The sequence below is a fragment of the Polyangium jinanense genome, assembly GCF_028435265.1.
GTDB classification, from domain to species: Bacteria; Myxococcota_A; Polyangia; order Polyangiales; family Polyangiaceae; genus Polyangium; species Polyangium jinanense.
In genome coordinates, this window is the sequence record NZ_JAGTJK010000039.1 from 82,010 (window position 1) to 100,252 (window position 18,243).

The following is an 18,243-nucleotide window of genomic DNA, read 5'->3' on the forward strand; positions in this document are numbered from 1 at the left end:
GCTCTTCCGATCAGAACTTGAACGACACGACGCCGCCGCCGCCCGTCGGGCCCACGAAGGGCGCGACAACCGGCTTGTAGAGCTTCGTCTTCGCCGCCTGCTGCTGCGCGGGCTTGTCGTCACCGCCGAAGAGCAGCACCGCGCCCGTCACGCCGAACGTGAGCGCCACGGCGAACGACATGTCCGCGATGAGCGCGTTGCGATCGGTGCGGTCGGCGTTGTCGACCGTCGGGTTCGCCTCGAAGTCGCTCTTCGCGCTGAGGGCCGAGACACCGAAGATCGTGCCGACGACGGCGCCCACGCCTGCGAGGCCGAGCGTCACGTACGCGGGGACGTACGACTTCGGCGCGGGCGGCGGCTCTGCCGGAGCCGGCGGAGGCGGCGGAGGCGGCGGGGGCGGCGGGGGCGGCGGAGGCGGCGGAGGCGGCGGCTCGGCTTCGAGCTTCGGCGCCGACAGCTCCTTCGTCTCGCCGAAGGCAACCTCGACCTCTTGCGGCTGCGAGGTGATGAAGCCCTTCGCCGAATACACGAGCGTGTGCTTGCCGGGCTCGAGCTTCAGCTCGCCGGCGGGCGCGGGCTCCTTGCCGTCGACCGCGACGAGGAGGCCCGGGGCCGTCTCCGGCGTCGAGGCGATCTTGACCGTCGCGGGCGTCTTCTTCAGCGCCTCGATCTTGGCCTTCGCCTCGTTGACGCGATCCTCCCACTTCTTGGGATCGAACTTCTTCTTCTTGTCGGCGGCCTGCTCGTCGATCGCCGCGAGGAAGCCCTGGTAGGCCGCGACGGCCTCCTGCGCCTTGTTGAGCTTCTCGTACGTGACCGCGACCTTGAACTTCGCGTTGAGGCCCGGGAGCGTCTCGTCGGCGAGCTTGTATGCGTCGAGGGCGACCTGGTACTCGCCCTTCTCGAAGGCGGTGTCGCCGTCCTTCATGGACTTCGTCGCGAGATCCTTCTTCTGCTTGTCGGTGAGAGGCTTCGCCGGCTTCTTGTCGTCCTTCGCGGCGACCTTCTCGTCCTTCTTCGCAGGTGCAGCGGCGGCCTTCTCGTCCTTCTTCGCAGGTGCAGCGGCGGCCTTCTCGTCCTTCTTCGCGGGCGCCGCGGGCGCTGCGGGCGCTGCGGCCTTCTCGTCCTTCTTGGCCGGCGCCGCCGCAGGCTTCTTGTCCGCGGCGGGGGCGGCGGGCGCGGCGGCAGGGGCCTTCGCCTGCGCGTACGCCGCCGGAGACGCCGTGAGCGCCAACAGACTCGTGAGCACTGCTGCCGTGTGCAACGACGTCAGCCGGCCCGAACTCGATCGCATATCTAAGCCCTCCTCACTCGTCTCTGCTCGACTCTCTGAGTTTCGCTGAATTAACTCGCGCGGCGCGCGCGACACAAGAGGTTTGAGCAGCGCGCTTCCGCGTGCTCCCCCACCCGCGGACGTCAGGGCTCCTCGCCCCGCTCGACCCACGCGGGGAAACGAAGCCTCGCCTCCACGGCAAACCCCTTCACGGCCTCGGCCATCCGGACCGCGCGTTCTCCCCGCGGCAGCCGGGCCCGGAGGCCGGCGAGCCCCTCCAGGAACCGCGCGAACCGCGGATCGCCGAACAGCGCCTCGAGGTCCTCGCGGATCCGCCGCACCGCCCCCGGGCTCGTGCCGCCGGTCGCGAACGTCATCGAAAGGCCCGCGGCCCGCGCGACAGCCGGGTTCACGAAGGTCGACAGCTCGGGCCTATCGAGCGTGCACACGAGCCGCCCTTCCGCGAGCCCGCGGGCGTGAAACGCCGCGGCGCGGCCTTCTTCCGTGGTCGCCACGAAGACGATCGCCTTGCCGTCGACGTCGCCCGCCAATGGCTCCCTCCGCGCGAGGGCAAGCCGCCCGTCGGCAGCCATCGCCTCGATCACCGGATCGACCTCCCCCGGCGCGACGACCACGACCCGCGCCCCCGCCGCGAGCAGCCGTTCCACCTTGGCCACGACCTCCGCGCTCGCCCCGACCACGAGGGCCTCGCGACCCTGCACATCCAGCTCGATCGGCAAGTACCGCACGAATTCCGTGTACCACAGGTCTTCTGATGTCAATTGTTTGTACAACGTTTGGTAATGTTCTACAAATTCTGCCTTGACATCCACCCCCAAAATTCATCAGCCTTTGTACAACGTTGTCGTAACATGATGATGTTTGTCTAGTGTTATGCGCGGCAACGATCGTTGCGTTGGCGCGGCGAGAGCAGGGAGGTCGGTCGTGGAAATGAGCGTGACGATGCCGGCGGCGGCGATGGCAGAGACGCCCGAACGGATCCCGGGCGCCGCGTTCCGAGCTGCGGCAACCCTTCACCTTCAAAGAAATCCGCACCTCTCGCGCGAGTCACTGGCGCGGGAGCTGCGCGAGCGGCTTGCGCGGCGCGGCATCGGCTATCACCTGCGCACGCTGAAGCGGCAGCTCTCGGGCGCGGTCGCGACGGTGCCGCCCGAGGTCGAACACGCGCTGCGCGACGTGATCGCCGACGCGGGAGGCGCGGACGCGATCGCGGCGATCGAGCAGGCGCTCGTCGAAGCGGGCCTTTCGGGCGAGTCCGCGGCCACGACGCCCACGTACATCGCCTGCGAGCGCATGCTGCCGCTCGCACAGCTCTGGCTTTACCTGCACCCCGAGCGATCGAAGCGCGCGCTGGCTTTCCGCCTGCGCGAGGAGCTCGAGCGGGTCGGCATCCGCCTCAACGTCGACTCGCTCCAGAGCATCCTCGCCGGCAAGCAGCGGCTCGTGCGGCGCGAGATCCAGGACGCGCTCTTCGCGCTCCTCCGCCACGCCGGCGTGACCTCGGCGGCCGACGCCGAGGCGCGCATCGAGGCGATGTCCCGCGAGATCCGCGGCGCGCAGGAGGGCCGGGCCTTCGAGAGCGCGCGGACGATCCACGAGCTCGCGAAGGCCTGGAAGATCGAGCACAAGGAGCCTTCGTCACGCAGGCTCGCGATCCTGCTCAAGCAGCGGCTCGCCGAGCGAGGCATCGCGATCGGGCTGCCGCACGTGCAGAAGCTCGTCGACGGGCGCGCGCGCCGCGTGCGACACGCGATGGCGAAGGCGATCGAGTCGATCCTGCGCGGAGACGCCTCAAGCGCCGCGATCGAAGCGCCCGTCGTGAAGGACGGACAGCCCTCCGGCGCCGAGCTCGATCTCGCCTGGGTGAAGGCCGCGCCTATCGCCGAGCTCGCCCGCAAGCACGTGGCCGACAACCCCGGCATGACGATGCGCAAGCTCGCGATCCAGCTCTCGCGAGAGGTCGAGGCGCTCGGCTACGCGACGAGCCCGAACACGATCCAGCCGATCCTTGGTGGTCACAAGAAAAAGACGCGAGGCTTCATCTACCGCGCCCTGCTCCACCTCGACGGCGCCGCGCCCACGCGCGTGCCCACGGAACACGTCTTCGGCGCGCCGCGCGATCGCTCGACCGAGCCTCCACCCTCCGTGGATCCACCTGCCGATGCCGAGACGAGCCCGCGGAGCCGCCTCGCCCCAAAAGCGTCGAGCCCTGAAGCGGCGCCGCGCAAGCCGCGCCCGGAGAGCCTCGGCGCGAGCCTTTCGCAGTCGCCGTTCGGGGCCTACCGCGCGGCGATCCAGCGCTACCAGGCGCTCGATCGCGCGACCGAGCTCGAGCTCGCCTGGCGTTACCGGCGCGAGGGGGATCACGCGGCCGCGAACGCCCTCGTCGAGAGCCACCTGCAATTCGTGGTGAAGGTGGCCTCGCAGTACCGAGGCTACGGCATGCAGCTCGCCGACCTCGTGGAGGAGGGGAACCTGGGCCTGCTCGAAGCGGTTCGCCGCTTCGAGCCGTCACGCAACCTCCGCTTCAAGACGTACGCGATCTACTGGATCCGCGCGTATATCGTGGACCACCTGCTCCGCGAGTGGAGCATCGTCGGCGGCGGGACGGGGCCCCTCGTGTCGCGTACGTTCTTCCGGCTTCGGCGCGAGCGGGCGAAGCTCGAGATGCAGCTCGGCGAGGGCGACGCCTCGATCGACACGCTGCTTGCGACCCGGTTCCAGACGACCGAGGACGCGATCCGCTCGATGTCGCTGCGGGTCGCGTCGCGCGACACGTCCCTCGACGTGCGGGCGTACCACGAAGACGGGCCAACGCTGCTCGAGACGCTGCGTGATCCGTCGTCGGATCCGGAGCACCTCACAGCGAGCGCGGAGCGCGACGCATTCGTTCGCGGCGTGGTGGGCCGCGTGTGGAAGGCGCTCGATCCGCGCGAGCGGCTCATCGTGGAGGAGCGGCTGCTCTCCAGGGATGACGAGGTGAGCCTCGCGGATCTCGGCCGCCGCCTCGGCGTCTCGCGCGAGCGCGTGCGACAGCTCGAAGCGCGCACGAAGTCGAAGCTCCGCAGCGCGTTCGAGGCCGTGGTGCGTGAAGGCGGCGAGGTCGCCGAGGTCCCGCCTCCTACCATGCAACCCGAGCCCGAGATCGAAGCGCTCTGCGCCTGAGCGCCCTTCAAGGCTTCTTCTCGGGCGGCGGCGGGTTCGGCGGGGCAAACACCTGCGTCCGGAACGCGAGCTTCCGATCCGCATCCCCGATCCGCGCGACGAACAGACCCACGAACGATCCGAAGAGCGAGTCGCCCGGTCCGATCGCGGCCGAGCCGCTCGGACGCGTCACCCAGCGCTTGATGCGATCCTGCGTCTCCTGGCTGATCGGGTTCACCTCGACGAGCGCGGCGACGAAGTACCGCACGTTGTCGTCGAGCTGCGATCGCTCGATCAAGCGGAGTTTTCGGGCCTCGGCGCACTGGCGCAGCACGCCCTCGATGTTGACGGCGACCGTGTCGACGAGCCCGCCCGGCTGCGTGATCTGGAGCCGGAACACCTCGTCCCAGAGATCGTAGACGACGCGGCACGTCTTCGCCGTGAGCGCGACGGGCTCGGTGCCGCCTTCGCGGAACACCCACGCGCGGAGCACGATCACCGTGGGCAAACCGCTCGAGAGCTTCTTCTCGATCTCGGCGTCGACCACGTCGCGAAACGGCACGCTGATCACGGCCTGCTTGCCGTCCAGCGCGACGGCTGCGTTCCTCGTCGGCAGCGCCGCCGGGGTTTTCGGCGGCTCCGCGCGCGCGGTCATTGCCGGGGCGGACAGGGCGGCGAGGGCCAGCGCGAAGAGCGCCGCCCGCGGGGTCATTTGCGTTCACCGTTGCGCGCGGCGACGAGCCCGAACATGTTCGAGAACGCGAGCGTCACGCCGCCGAGCTTCGTGTCGAGGCGCAAGCCGATGTTGCCGGTGACGTCGACCGGAAGACGCGACCAACCCCCGTATCCCGTCGGCGGATCCGTGAACTCGCGGCGCGTCGCCACCGAGTAGAAGCCCGCCGACGCGAAGAGATCCACGCCGTAAACCGACTCGCGCCCCGTGTAGAGCGGGATGCGGTACTCGCCCTCGATCTTCGCGGCGAAATCGCCGTATCGAACCTCGATGATGTCGGTGCCGAGCAGGTTCGGTGGCTGCCTCCGATCCGGCGCGAGCGCGAGCAGACGATCGGGCAAGAGGTCGGTGAAATCTCCGACGTAGAACTGCTCGAAGAAGGGCGCGTCGCCCGCGATCGCGCCTGCGTACGCATCGAACCGCACGACGTGCCGCCAGGGCAGGCGCCACCAGCGCCTGAGCGTCGCCTCGAACTTCTGGAAGCTGTAATCGCTGCCCGGGATCCCGATCGTCACGGACGCCTGCGCGAGCGTGCCGCGCGCGGTCAGGAACGGCGCATCGCGCGTGTCGTACGTGAGCGCGCCGCGCACGGTCGAGAGCACGCTGCGGCCCGGCCGGATCGAGAAATCGATCGGCTCGCGCGAGAGCCCGCGCATGTGCGAGGCCGCGACGGGCACGGTCGCGTCGATCTGTTCGAGGTGGTAGTCGAGCGCGAAGGACGACGAGACGCCGAGATCGTGGCCTGTTCCAATCGTGGCGCCGAAGCGGCGATAGGCGACGACCGCGTAGTCCGTCACCTCGCGCTGCGCGATGAGCGGCGCCTCGAAGAGGACGTCGCGGTTGCCGAAGAAGTCGCGCGCGTCGTTGTAGAGCACGGTCAGCGCGGCCGACCAGCCCGTCCCGACGAACGAGGGATCGACGAAGCTCGTGCGCAGCGCGTACTGATCCGCGGCGAGCGCGATGCCCGCGCCGAGCGTGATGCCCGTGCCCGCGAGGTTCGTCTCGGCCACCTGCACGCCGAGGAAGGCCGAGAGCGGACGAGCGTTCCCGGCCGTGTCTTCGTCCGCGGCGACGCCGGCCCAGAGGTTCTGCACGACGAGCGTGTTGCGCTCGACGACCTCGATGATGAGCACGGCCGCGCCGCGCCGCGAACCCTTACGCAGGCTGAGATCCACCTGCGCGAAAAATCCCGTTCCGAGGAGCCGGTAGCGCGTGAGCTCGAGCTCCGGGTCGTCGACGTCGAGCAGATCCCCCGCGCGAAACTTCACGTAACGGAGCACCACGCGCCCCGCGGTGCGGACGTTGCCGCGCAGCTCGATTCCTTCGAGCGTGTAGCGAATGCGGGCCCGCTGCGGTGCCTCCGGCGGCGCGGTCGTGCTCGCCGACGGCGGATCGGCGGCCGAAGCGACGGCCGGCATCGCCAGGGCGGCGAGGGCGGAGAGCCAGACGAGCGAGCGCGCGCCGATCACGTGTTTCGTCCGCTGCCCCGCGACATCGCTCGGCGTGCGCTCACTTCACCTTGGGGATGTATTGCGGGAGGACGAAGTACACGAGCTTGATCCCGTTCTTGCCGCCGAGGACCTGCCCGTCGGGTGTACGCACGCGGATCAAGGCGCGCATCACGAGCAGCGTCGCGGGCTTGATCGTGTTGTTTACGGCGTGCACGCGGAAGGTCACGGGCGCGTCGCCCTGCAGGCCGTAGAACGTGGTCTCCGTGCGGCTCGCGTAGGGCAGGGGAGTTGCCGGGCTCTCGAGCGTCTCGATCTTCGTGATGAGCGTGCTCGCGTCGAACGGCATCATCCCCTGATCGACCGGCGGGTTCTGGTACGCGAGGTCCGGCACGCCGTCGCCCGTGCAGTCGATGCCGCCGTCGCACGCGTAGTTCTCGTGCGCGGTGGTCACGTCGTGCAGGCCCGATCCCGCGAGCAGGCCGAGCAATCGCACGACCTCCTTCGACACCGAACCGCTGCCGACGTCCGTCTTCGGGACGAGCGGGTAGTCTTTCCCGCCAAACGCTGGGTCGTGGTAGAGGCTGCCCGTCTGCGTGGCGAGATCCGTGAGATCCGCGCGCGCCGCGCCCGGGCTGCCCGTCGCAACGGGCACGCCGACGACCTTCGCGTTGATGTTGTTCAGCGCCGTCACTGCGTCGGCATACGTCTTCACCGACCCGCCGACCTTGGCCCCGTCGTACTGGTGCGTGACGTTCGGCCCGTTGTGGAACGCGGCGTCCGTGATGAGCACGAAGATCGGCAGCGACTCGGGCCGGAAGCACGGCGCGCCGATGCTGCCGGCGAGCGGACAGGCGTGCTGCGGATAGTTCCAGATCCCGCCGATCGTGAGCGCGTAGTTGTTCGGGTTCGTCGCGGCGAGCCAGAGCGCCTGCGACGTCCCCTCGGGCGCGTCGCCGCCGCCTCCCGCCGTGAGCGTGCCGAGGATCTGCTTCGTCGCGACGGGCGCCGTGTACTTCTGCCCATCGAACACCGGCGGCGCGAGATCCCCGGAGATCGTTTGAGCACCAACCTGGAAGCGATACCGATAGAGTGCGTCTCCATCCTGCCCGTACGGCAGCCAGGGCACGTCGCGCACTTCGCCCACGCCGATCCACGCGTCGCCGATCGCCGGGATGGGCGGGCTCGCCGCGGGATCGCCGTTCAGGATCGTCGGGATGATCTCCGTGTCGATCGACGCCTTCAGGTTGTCGATCGCGGGCTGCATCGACGCGGTCGTGTCGATCAGGAAGTAGATGTCCGCCTTCGCGACACCGGTGGAAAACGTAAAATCTTTCGTTTGCTCGCCGCCCTGGTACGGCAGGACGAAGTAGAGCCCTGCGTCCGCGGGCACCGAGCCCTTGTCGGTCGGGTTCGAGCCGGCCGCGAGCTCGACGAGATCGATGACGCCGTCCTCGTCGCAGTCGACACGCACGCGGCAGCCCTTCGCGCCGTTCGCGTCGTACGTCGTCTCCTGCGTGTCCGACACGCCGTCGTTGTCGCTGTCGAGATCCCGCACGTCGGGATCTCCGTCGCCGTCCGAATCCGCGAGCAAATCGCAGGCATCGTCGCGCGTTTGTCCCGGTTCATCGTTCAACAGAAACGGGTTCGCGGCTTCGTCCGCGTCGAGTACGCCGTCGCCGTCGCTGTCGTTGTCGAGCGCGTCGGGTGTGCCGTCGCCGTCCGTGTCCTTGTCCGGGCCGAGCTCGAGGAAGTCGGCGATGAGGTCCTTGTCCTTGTCCGTCGGGTCGCCGCAGGTCCCGCCGGAGTCGATGAAGAGCGAGCCTCCGTCGCCGCCTGCGCCCGCAGCGCCGGAGGACGACATGCCGCCGCCGCTTCCGCTCACGTTCCATCCGCCGGGCTTGATCCCGGAGTCGGGCGAGCAGGCCAGCGGAAGGACCGCGGCAGCTGTGAGGAACGAGAGCCCGAGGCCGAACGAGCGCAAGCGGTTCTGCTTCATCGTGCACCTTTGCCGGCAGAAGGAAGGCGACGCGAAAACGCCGGCTCAGGGTAACACGTCGGCCCGCCGTTCCCTCCGTCGCCTCGCTCGGGGGTGCATCTCTTCGCTCTGGGCCTCTTCTTCGGCCGCGTGCTCGTCCGCAGCGGCGTGCGGATCACGCGCGAATCGTTGCCTGAGCCGCCTCCGGAGCGGCTCCCGGCCACGCGCGCCGGCCGATTCCTCCGCCGGCGGGAGCGGCGCCGCGTCGAGCCGCACGAGATCCGCCTCGGCCACGGCGGGCTCGTCGAGGTGCTCCGCCGCCCGCACGAGCAGCCGCCGCACCTCGGCGCGCACGGCCGCGTCACGCGTCCATCCGGGACGCGCTTGCGCCACGATCGCCCGCGCCAGCAAGAGCTCGGCGCGACCGCGTACATCGTCCGGAATCCACGTCGCGAGCGCGGGATCCGCGGCCGCCGAGAGCGCGCGCCGCAGCGCATTGATCCGCCTCGTGCCGAAGCGCGCCGCGTCCTCAGCCGCGCACGTCGCGAGCCGCGAGAGCCTTTGCGCCACGATCCGCGCCGCGTGCCCCACGGGCTCCGCGTCGCACGTGGGCAGAGGCCTCGCGTAATCGAACGCGAGCAGCACGGCCGCGAGGCACGCGCCGGCTACGACGACCGTGACCATCACCATCGCGACCTCGGCGTGGGATCGAGGCACCCACCCCGTCGTCAGGGCGACGAACGCCGCGCTCGCGGCGAGCACGAGCCCCGTGCAGCCGAGCGCGCCTTGGGTGTGCGCGATGCGCCGCGTCGGCCCTTGCCGCACGAGGCGCCCCCCGCTCGGCAGACGCTTCATCGCGCGTGACGCGGCCTGATGCAGCCCGACCGACAGCGGACCGAGCTCCAGCTTCGGAGGTTCGCGGAAGGGGGATTGCGGCGCCCCCGCGCGCCGAACGCCGGTCATCGTCGACCGACACTACCAGAGCATCGGCCTCTTCCGGAACGCGCCCGATCCGCTCGGCGCGTGTGTCAGCGAGGCCCGCCTCGTTTCGCTTTTTCCTCGTGCCCGCTCGTTCCTGCGCGCGCGGCGAGCACACGCACCACCTCGCGCAGGGGCACGCCGCGCGACGCGAGCCCCACGAGCACGTGGTACACGAGATCCGCGGCCTCGCTGGCGACGCGCGAATCGTCTTCGCCTTCGATCGCACGGACGAGCTCGTCCGCTTCCTCGCGGATCTTCGCGCCGATCTTCGCCGGACCTCCGTCGAGCAGCGACCGCGTGTAACTCTTCTCCGCGCTCGACGTGCGCCGCACCTCGATCTCGCGCTCGAGCACCTCGAGGAACGCGGCCGCATCCACGCCGGAGTCCGCGGCGATCCCGGTCTCGTCCACGCGACGGAAGAAACACGCGGGTTTGCCCGTGTGGCACGTCGGCCCGACCGGATCGACGAGCAACAGCAACGCATCGGCGTCGCAATCCGCGACGATCGCTGCGACGGCGAGCGTGTTTCCGCTCGTCTCGCCCTTCTCCCAGAGCGCGCCTCGGGATCGGCTGAAGAACGTTGCTCGCCCCGTCTCGATCGTTCGTTCCAGCGACGCGCGGTTCATGTACGCGAGCATGCGCACCTGACCCGTCAGCCTGTCCTGCACGATCGCGGGCAAGAGCCCCGCCTCGCCCCAGGCGAGCTCCACGCGTCAGCTCTCCTCGGACGGAGGCGGCTCGCTCGTCCGCTTTTCCTCTACTGGCTTCTTGGTCTTCTTCGCTGCGACGGCCTTCTGCGCCTTCTTCGCGGGCTTCTTCTTCACCTCGCGCGGCGCTTCGTCCTCGTCCTCGTCCGCCTCCGCCGCTGCATCCTTCTTCGCCGCGGCGGGCTCGCTGTCCTCGTCCTCGTCCTCGTCGGCGACGTTGCTCTCGGCCTTCTTCTCCTCCGCTTCGTCGTCGACCAGGGTCGGCAGCGGGATCGCCATCGCCGCTTCGGGATGAGCGAGCGCGGCGTGGTGATACACGGAGAACGCGAACGCCGCCGCGACGCCCGTGCTGAGCGCCACCGCTTGCGACGTCGAGAGCTGGATCGTCGCCGAGGTCCCGAACGACTCGGGCCGGAGCGCGAGGAACAGCACCACGGCCGGGACGAACGCGAGGATTTGCGACAGGCGCCGCATCGTGGGGTTCTCGACCATCTTCGAGATGCCGACCACGTAACCGACCCCGAAGAGCACGAGCGCGAGCGGCAGGAGAATGTGCTCGGGCAGCGACGGCGGGATCCAGCCGCGCTCGTCGTCCGCGCGCAGCATCTCCAGCAGGAAGCGGCCGACGCCGTAGGCGAACGTGAAGATCAAAAAGATTTGACCACGAAACTTCTGGTACCGCCGCGAGACGAGCAGGATCACGAGCAGCGTCACGCCCACGAGCGATTCGTAGATCTGCGTCGGGTGCACCGGGAGCGACGCCGTCGCGTCGTCCTCGATGAGGTGCTTCTTCACGTGCTGGATCCACGCCGGCGAGCCGCCCGGCGCGCCGCTCGGCGTCTCGATCAGCGAGGGATCCCAACGCGGGAACGTGCCGAGCTTCTGCAGCCACGCGGGCGCCGTCTTCTCGAGCGGCTGGCCGAAATCACAGCCGAAGAGGTAGCAGCCGACGCGCGTGATCATCAGGCCCGAGGCCAGGCTCGGCACCGCCACGTCCGCCCACGGAAGGAGCGGGATCCCGTGCCGCCGCAGGAACACCAGCGAGCCGACGAACCCGCCGAGGAAGCCGCCGTACGCCACGAGCCCGCCCTTGCGCACGTCGAGCATCGCGCCGAACGACTCGAACTCGTTCAGGTTCGTAACGATGTACAGGATGCGCGAGCCCACCACCGCGGCCACGGCCGTGACCACGTAGTTGTTCGCCATCAGCTCCTTCGGCAGGCCATCACGCTCCGCGAGCCCGAGCGTCAGATACCAGCCCACGACGAGCGACAGGCCGAGCATCACGCCGTAGCTGTAGATGGGCAGCGGGCCGACGGGCACCGTGCTCGCGCGGAACACGAACGCCGCGGCGCCGAGGGCCGCTGTGGCGACGGCGGCGCCGATCGCAAACGACCTGTTCTTCGTCACGAACTGGTAGATCGCGACGATCGCCGCGATCCCTGCGAGCGCGCAGAGGACCCAGAGCAGCGGCAGCGTCGTGCGCGGGAGCGGCACGCGGAACAGGATCGGATGCATGGCCGCCCTTCCTTACGCTTGCCCCAAGGGCCGGGCAAGCGTCGCCGCTGATCGCGGCCCTTTTGGTCGAGGGGCACCTGCTGCTACGATGCGGGCGTGCTCAGACGAGCGACCACGATCGGCGCGTGCGCCCTCCTCTCGCTCACGCTCGTTTCGTGTGTGCCCGAGGGACCGCCCACGGCAGACGCCGGCCCCGCGCAGCCCGCCCGCCCGGCGGCCCCGCGCCCACAAACCACGGCCCCGACCGCCCCCCTGGTCCCGCCCGGCCCCCCGATCCTCGCGCCCTTCGAGGACACCTTCGACCGCGCCGTTCTCGGCGAGGACTGGAACGCGCTCTCGCCCGGCTGGCGCATCGAAAACGGCCGCCTCTGCGGCAAGAACGCGCGAAACCGCGGCGTCTGGCTGCGCCGCCGGCTCCCCGTGAACGCGCGCATCGAGTTCGACGCTTATGCCGAGAACGCGATCGGCGACCTCAAGGTCGAGCTCTGGGGCGACGGGCAGAGCGGCGCCACGAGCACGTCCTACACGAACGCCACGAGCTACATCGCGATCTTCGGCGGCTGGCGCAACTCCAAGCACGTCCTCGCGCGCCTCGACGAGCACGGCGACGATCGGCTGGAGATCGACGTCGATCCGAAGAGCGACGACGAGCGCGAGCGCCCCGTCTCCGTGGGTCAGGCCTATCGATTCCGCATCGAGCGCGCGGACGGAAAGACGATCGTTTGGTCCATCAACGGGGTCGAGTACTTCACGCTCACCGACCCCGATCCACTCGCGGGTCCTGGGCACGAGCACTTCGGCTTCAACGATTGGGAAGTCCCGGTTTGCTTCGACAACCTGAAGGTCACGCCGCTCTGACCGCATGGAACACGCCGAGGTCGAACGCGCCCTGGAGGATCTCGACAGCCGAATCGAACGGCTGCGGGCGCTCTACGAGCAGTACTTCCTCGGCATCGAAAGGCTCGAGCCGCTGGTGCCGCGCAAGGAGCTCGAGCGGCGCATCATGCTCCTGCGCCGCGAGCAGATCCGGAACACGGCGCTGCGCTTCAAGTTTCAGACGCTGATCCAGCGCTACAACACGTTCCAGCAGTACTGGGGCCGGGTCGCGCGCGAGATCGAGAACGGCACCTACCAGCGCGACGTGCTCCGCGCGGCCGCGCGTTTCGGCGCGAAGGACGCGCTGACGATCGTCGGCAAGAAGCAAAAAGAGAAGTACGCGAAGCTCGCCGCCGCGCAGGAAGAGCGCCGCGCCCGCATCCGCAAACAAGCGCTGACGATCGACGAAGAGACGCTCGCCGACGAGGATCTCCTCGCCGACGACGTCGAGGATTTCGCCGACGAGGAGCTCGCCGACGACGCGCTCGAATTCACGACCGCAGAGCCGCCGCCGGCCAAGGCCGCGCCCCCGCCGCCGCCGCCCCCGAAGCCCGCGGCCCCGCCGCCGCCGCCCGCGGCCACGAAGCCGGCTGCGCCGCCTCCGCCGGCGCCTTCGAATCCAGGACGGATCTCCGCGCTGCCTCCGCCGCCGCCGGCGATCGGAAAACCGCCAGCGCCTCCGCCGCCGCCCGCGGGCAAACCCACGGCGCCGCCTCCGCCGCCTGCGGCCACGAAACCGGCCGCACCTCCGCCTCCGCCTCCCGCGGGCAAACCCGCCGCGCCGCCTCCGCCTCCCGCGGGCAAACCCGCTGCGCCGCCGCCTCCGCTCGCCGCGAAGGCCCCGCCGCCGCCGCCGCGCCCGCCGCTCCCTTCGACGCCGATCGATCGTTCGTCCGCGCTTCCGCCCGAGCCTGCGCCTGCAGCAAAATCGGCCGAGCCCGCGCCGCCGCCTGCCAAGCCGGAGCCCGCCAAGAAGCCGGAACCCGTGCCGCTGATGATGATGATGCGCCGGCCGGTCGAGGCCTCGGTTGCGAAGCCCGCGGACCCAAAACCCGCCGAAACGAAGCCCGCCGAGGTTTTTCCGCGGGAGGAAGCGCCGGCTGCGCAACGCCCGCAGGCTTCCTCGCCCGACCTCGGCAAGCGCCGCGTCGCCGAGCTCGCAGCCCAGGCGAAACAAGGCAAAACCGGCCCGAGCGGCCCGGCCTCGGCGCGCCCGCTGGACCTCGACCTCGACCTCGACGCGAAGCAAGCGCCGCCCTCGCGACGCAGGCCTTCGAGCACACGCACGCGGGCCGTCCACGTCCCGAACGTGTCCGACGAACCCGCGCCGAGCGTGCCTGCGCCGCCCTCGCGACGAAAGAGCAGCCGAAACATGCGCGCGGTCGTCACACCGACGCCGCCGCCCGATCCTCCGACCGAGGCGCCGTCGCCTCCGGACACGGACGCTGCGGCCTCCCCCGAGCCGCGCCCGCAGCCCGAGCCACGCCTGCAACCCGCGCGACCTCGCCCGTCACAAGGTTCGTCCGAGGACCTTTCCGACGCGCGAATCCGCCAGATTTACGCGCAGTACGTCGAGGCCAAGCGCGCCGCGAAGGAGTCGACCGCGGGCGTCACGTACGAGGCGCTCGCCAAGCAGCTCCGCCAGCAGGCCGAGAAGCTCAAGGCCTCTCACCCGCAAAAATCGGTCGATTACAACGTGGTGATGAAGGACGGCAAACCCACGCTCAAGCCGATCCTTCGCTAGGAGCTCAAAGCATCGGCCCGAGGCGCGGCTTCGGTCGCGTCCTTCGTGGCGGCTGATTTCGTGGGGAAGAAAGAGGGGGAATCGAGGCGGGAACGGCGCCGAGCTTGCTAGCGGTGCACGGCACCTCGCGTCGGCATCGCGGCCCGCCTGGCGACGGGCGGCGCGAACGAGTCATCCTCGCAGTACAGGATCGCGCATGCCGTCCTGTCGGACTCGCGCATCCGGCTGCATAACTCCCCGAGGTCCTCGTCGCTGTCGACGACATCCGCCTGCTGGGGTTGGGACGAGCCGTCCTCGTAATCGATGTTGTCCAGTGCGACCCACCGCCCCCGATACTCGTCGGAGCGGCACATATCGAGCCACGTCATCCGCATGGCTTCGCGGCGTCTACTGCCCATTGCCCGTGAACGACCTTCTCCTCTGCACCTCTGGCATCGGCGCCGACGTGGGCTGCGAAGTGCAGCTCGTGACCTTTGACACGCTGCGCCGTACCGTCGAGCAGAGGCTTCTGCGACCGAGCGTCATCGCTCGCAAGGTCCATCTAGCACCCGCGTCGAACGGGCGTCAAGCGCGTCAAAACGCGGTGACACACGAGCGAATTCCCATCTAGGGCCGTCGCTCGTGCATGTCGAGGGGGCCGCGCAAGACGCGCCGCGCTACTTGCAACGCGGAGGGAGCGCGGCCTTTCCGCTGCTGGCGCCGATCGCCGCAGCCGCGTCGGCGATGGGCTTGCCCGCGCAGCCCTTCGACTTCACCTCGCGCGCGGCCGAGGCGTCGATCGCCGAGAGCGCCTTGCTGCGCTTCGGCCCGGTGCACGAGCGGTACTGGCTGATCGCCATCGTCGTGTTGCCGCCGTACGCATACGTGATCGCCGCGTCGCAGGCCTTGTCGCCCGCGGCGTCGACCTTCGTACCGCCGCCGCCCGAGCCCGAGGCCGTCGTGGCCGCCGACCCGGAGCCCGATCCGGTGTTCGTGCCCGCGGTTTGTCCGGACTGCGTCGAGCCGCCTGCCGACGAGGCCGTCCCCGCGGTGCCCGCGCTGTCGGCCGGCGTGGCCGTCGGATCGGAGGCGACCACGACGGTCGTCGGAGCCGCGGACGGCATGAGGATGACCTCGCCGTCGCCGCCGCTCTTGCCGCCTCGGGTCGCGAAGATCGCGATGACGATCCCGAGCACGACGAGCACGCCGATGCCCGCGATGATCGGCATCGGGCTGCTCTTCTGCTGCTGCCTGCCGCCCATCGGCGGAGGCGGCGGCGCGGGGTAGGCCGGTCCGCCCATCGGCACGGGCGCGTGGCCGTGCTGCGGGGGCATCGGCACGATGGGCATCGGGCCGGGCGTCATCGCGGCCGCGCTCGGCCCCGTGTCGACCATCGTTCGCCCGCCCGGCGCGCTCGGCGCTCCCTGCGTGAAGAGCGGCTCGCCGATCTGCGTCCCGCCGGGACGTGCGGGCATCGGCCCGCTCGGCATGCCTTGCATCTGCCCGCTCGGCATCCCGTATTGCCCGCTCGGCATCCCGTATTGCCCGCTCGGCAGGCCTGGCATCGCCGCGGTGCCAGCGATCTGTTGCTGACCCGTCGCACCACCAACGATCGACGCGCGCCCGGCTCCGATCGAGAGCTCCTCGTAGAACTCGCGCACGGACGACTGGCGCTTGTTCTTGTCCTTCTCGAGCGCGCGCATGATCGCGGCCTTCATCTTCGGCGGCACCTGCGCGCCGAGCTGCGTCACCTCGAAGGGCGAGGGCTGCGCGGTGAGGTGCTGCGTGGCCCAGGCCCACGGCGTGTCTGCCTCGAACGGCAAGCGTCCGGTGAGCATCTCGTAGGCGACGATCGCGAGCGAGTAGACGTCGCTGCGCGAGTCGAGCTCCTGCCCGCGGAACTGCTCGGGGCTCATGTACGGCGGCGTTCCGAGCACCGTGCCTTGCTGCGTGAGCTTCTGCTCCTTCGAGTCGGGCCGCTCGCCGCGTTTGGCGATGCCGAAGTCGAGCACCTTCACGAAGTCGTCACCGTCGATCTTCGTGAGGAAGAGGTTCGCGGGCTTGAGATCGCGATGCACGATCCCCTTGCTGTGCGCCTCCTGGAGCGAGCCTGCGGCCTGCCCGATGATCTTGTCGACGCGCTCGGGCGGCATCGGCCCTCGCTGCACGAGCTCGTCCTCGAGCGGACTTCCTTCGAGCAGCTCCATCGCGATGTAGAGCTCGCCGGTATTCGTTTGCCCGAAGTCCCAGACCTGGATCGTGTTCGGGTGCTTGAGCTCGGCGACGGTGCCGCACTCGCGGTTGAAGCGCGCGAGCACTTGCGGATCCTTCGCGTACTGCGCGAGGAGCGTCTTGACTGCGGCCTTTCGGACCGTCGTGCCCATCTGCTGCTCGGCGGTGTAGACGCGGCCCATGCCGCCTTCGCCGAGCACGCCCGTGATGCGGTAACGACCGCCCACGATCGAGCCGATCAACGGGTCTTCTTCGGAAGGCGCCGACGGCAGCGGCGCTCCGCACTTGGCGCAGAAGCGAGCTCCATCGACATTCGCGTGGTGACAGGCGGGACACTCCATGATGCGGCGCGGAGCATCGCAAGAGGCGCGCGGGTGGTGCAAGAAGTTGCGGAAGGACTCCTCGCGAGGATCGTGCCCGGCCTGTCTTCTCACATGCGGGTTCGCGATCCAGCCTGCCGGGGGAGGGGCCCCTGCCGGGGATGCCGGAGATTCCGGCCTTCGGAGCGCGGCGTCCGGCCCGCTCCAAACACAAAACCTTCCATCCGGCTTGACATGTCAAAAGCAAGGGGCTAAGAGCCTGCTCCCCTTTGACGGGACACGTCTGTCTTCGAGGGAGGAACTCGCTGGCGTAGCTCAACCGGTAGAGCACCTGCCTTGTAAGCAGGGGGTTAGGGGTTCAAGTCCCCTCGTCAGCTCCACCGGACTGTCAGGGGCGGAAGGCTCGGACGAACGAGAGTAAAATCTCAGGAGACGAACCGACCGAAACAGAGTAGAGAGGGGACCCGCGAGCCCTTGGATCTCGCGAGACGTTGACAATCTGGAGGGTTGCCCGAGTGGCCAAAGGGAGCAGACTGTAAATCTGCCGGCAATTGCCTTCGATGGTTCGAATCCATCACCCTCCACCGAGACGCCGATGAGGCGTCTCGACCCGCGGAGCCGGAAAGTCGGTTCGTAGACGAGATCGGGGGGATCACCTCCCGACCTTTATCTGCGGGCGTAGCTCAGTTGGTAGAGCGTCAGCCTTCCAAGCTGAACGTCGCCGGTTCGAACCCGGTCGCCCGCTCCGCCGGACCGGCTCCATGCCCACCTAGCTCAGTTGGTAGAGCACGTCCTTGGTAAGGACGAGGTCGTCGGTTCAATCCCGATGGTGGGCTCCAGCAACCGTAAGGAAAGGACAGCGCGCGCGACCGTTCCGGTCGGCAACCGTCAGGAGACAGAACGATGGCCAAGGAGAAATTCAGTCGAACCAAGCCCCACGTGAACGTCGGCACGATCGGTCACATCGATCACGGTAAGACGACGCTCACGGCGGCCATCGTTAAGGTCCAGTCCAAGCAGAAGCTTGCGAAAGAGATCAAGTACGCCGACATCGCCAAGGGCGGCACCGTTCGCGACGAGACCAAGACGGTGACGATCGCGGCTGCGCACGTGGAGTACGAGTCGCCGAAGCGCCACTACGCGCACGTCGACTGCCCCGGCCACGCCGACTACATCAAGAACATGATCACGGGCGCCGCGCAGATGGACGGCGCGATCCTCGTGGTCAGCTCGCTCGACAGCGTCATGCCGCAGACCCGCGAGCACGTGCTTCTCGCGCGCCAGGTCGG

14 protein-coding genes and 4 tRNA genes are annotated in these 18,243 nt (G+C 69.3%); 8 read left to right on the forward strand and 10 right to left on the reverse strand.

The features are described 5' to 3' along the window. Positions 1 to 10: 10 nt before the first annotated feature. Both KEG38_RS40475 and KEG38_RS40480 read right to left on the reverse strand, forming a co-directional pair. The gene (locus KEG38_RS40475) at positions 11 to 1,294 is read right to left on the reverse strand and encodes a PEGA domain-containing protein (RefSeq protein ID WP_272425822.1); all 1,284 of its coding nucleotides are present in this window, start codon (positions 1,292 to 1,294) and stop codon (positions 11 to 13) included. A gap of 122 nt (positions 1,295 to 1,416) precedes the next feature. Beyond that, on the reverse strand, positions 1,417 to 2,022 hold the full coding sequence (locus tag KEG38_RS40480; protein WP_272425823.1) for a precorrin-2 dehydrogenase/sirohydrochlorin ferrochelatase family protein: 606 nt from the start codon (positions 2,020 to 2,022) through the stop codon (positions 1,417 to 1,419). A 202-nt stretch (positions 2,023 to 2,224) separates the two neighbouring features. On the opposite strand from KEG38_RS40480, the gene KEG38_RS40485 reads away from it, so the two are divergent. Continuing rightward, positions 2,225 to 4,459, forward strand: a complete 2,235-nt coding sequence (locus KEG38_RS40485; RefSeq protein WP_272425834.1) for a sigma-70 family RNA polymerase sigma factor — start codon at positions 2,225 to 2,227, stop codon at positions 4,457 to 4,459. A gap of 7 nt (positions 4,460 to 4,466) precedes the next feature. Here KEG38_RS40485 and KEG38_RS40490 read toward each other — a convergent pair whose 3' ends face one another. From KEG38_RS40490 to KEG38_RS40515, 6 genes are all read right to left on the reverse strand, one after another. Beyond that, on the reverse strand, positions 4,467 to 5,150 hold the full coding sequence (locus tag KEG38_RS40490; protein ID WP_272425824.1) for a hypothetical protein: 684 nt from the start codon (positions 5,148 to 5,150) through the stop codon (positions 4,467 to 4,469). Then, on the reverse strand, positions 5,147 to 6,640 hold the full coding sequence (locus KEG38_RS40495; RefSeq protein ID WP_272425825.1) for a BamA/TamA family outer membrane protein: 1,494 nt from the start codon (positions 6,638 to 6,640) through the stop codon (positions 5,147 to 5,149). Before KEG38_RS40495 ends, KEG38_RS40490 begins: the two co-directional genes overlap by 4 nt. Before the next feature lie 40 nt (positions 6,641 to 6,680). After that, a complete protein-coding gene (locus KEG38_RS40500; protein WP_272425826.1) occupies positions 6,681 to 8,618 on the reverse strand; it encodes a hypothetical protein in 1,938 nt (645 codons plus the stop codon). 45 nt (positions 8,619 to 8,663) lie between these two features. Then, positions 8,664 to 9,560: a hypothetical protein gene (locus tag KEG38_RS40505; RefSeq protein WP_272425827.1), complete on the reverse strand. Its 897-nt coding sequence runs from the start codon at positions 9,558 to 9,560 to the stop codon at positions 8,664 to 8,666. A 65-nt stretch (positions 9,561 to 9,625) separates the two neighbouring features. Beyond that, the gene (gene hisIE / locus KEG38_RS40510) at positions 9,626 to 10,288 is read right to left on the reverse strand and encodes a bifunctional phosphoribosyl-AMP cyclohydrolase/phosphoribosyl-ATP diphosphatase HisIE (RefSeq protein ID WP_272425828.1); all 663 of its coding nucleotides are present in this window, start codon (positions 10,286 to 10,288) and stop codon (positions 9,626 to 9,628) included. Positions 10,289 to 10,291: 3 nt separating this feature from the next. Beyond that, the gene (locus KEG38_RS40515) at positions 10,292 to 11,803 is read right to left on the reverse strand and encodes a prolipoprotein diacylglyceryl transferase (protein ID WP_272425829.1); all 1,512 of its coding nucleotides are present in this window, start codon (positions 11,801 to 11,803) and stop codon (positions 10,292 to 10,294) included. A gap of 96 nt (positions 11,804 to 11,899) precedes the next feature. Between KEG38_RS40515 and KEG38_RS40520 the strand changes: the two genes are divergently transcribed. Together KEG38_RS40520 and KEG38_RS40525 are read left to right on the forward strand one after the other, a co-directional pair. Further along, entirely contained in the window at positions 11,900 to 12,661 is a 762-nt protein-coding gene (locus KEG38_RS40520; RefSeq protein WP_272425830.1) for a hypothetical protein, read from the forward strand. A gap of 4 nt (positions 12,662 to 12,665) precedes the next feature. Then, positions 12,666 to 14,423 carry an MXAN_5187 C-terminal domain-containing protein gene (locus tag KEG38_RS40525; protein WP_272425831.1) on the forward strand — a complete coding sequence of 586 codons (1,758 nt, stop codon included), beginning with the start codon at positions 12,666 to 12,668 and terminating at the stop codon, positions 14,421 to 14,423. Between the two features lie 107 nt (positions 14,424 to 14,530). Here KEG38_RS40525 and KEG38_RS40530 read toward each other — a convergent pair whose 3' ends face one another. Then, a complete protein-coding gene (locus KEG38_RS40530; RefSeq protein WP_272425832.1) occupies positions 14,531 to 14,797 on the reverse strand; it encodes a hypothetical protein in 267 nt (88 codons plus the stop codon). A gap of 282 nt (positions 14,798 to 15,079) precedes the next feature. Further along, positions 15,080 to 16,975 carry a serine/threonine-protein kinase gene (locus KEG38_RS40535; RefSeq protein ID WP_272425833.1) on the reverse strand — a complete coding sequence of 632 codons (1,896 nt, stop codon included), beginning with the start codon at positions 16,973 to 16,975 and terminating at the stop codon, positions 15,080 to 15,082. A 283-nt stretch (positions 16,976 to 17,258) separates the two neighbouring features. On the opposite strand from KEG38_RS40535, the gene KEG38_RS40540 reads away from it, so the two are divergent. The 5 genes from KEG38_RS40540 to KEG38_RS40560 form a co-directional block, all read left to right on the forward strand. Further along, positions 17,259 to 17,334 (forward strand) — tRNA-Thr (locus KEG38_RS40540). Between the two features lie 121 nt (positions 17,335 to 17,455). Further along, a tRNA-Tyr gene (locus tag KEG38_RS40545) sits at positions 17,456 to 17,538 on the forward strand. A gap of 88 nt (positions 17,539 to 17,626) precedes the next feature. Continuing rightward, positions 17,627 to 17,699: transfer RNA gene (locus tag KEG38_RS40550), tRNA-Gly, on the forward strand. Positions 17,700 to 17,717: 18 nt separating this feature from the next. After that, a tRNA-Thr gene (locus KEG38_RS40555) sits at positions 17,718 to 17,793 on the forward strand. Between the two features lie 64 nt (positions 17,794 to 17,857). Further along, positions 17,858 to 18,243: GTP-binding protein (locus KEG38_RS40560; RefSeq protein WP_272425196.1), on the forward strand; the 386-nt coding region annotated here is incomplete at its 3' end.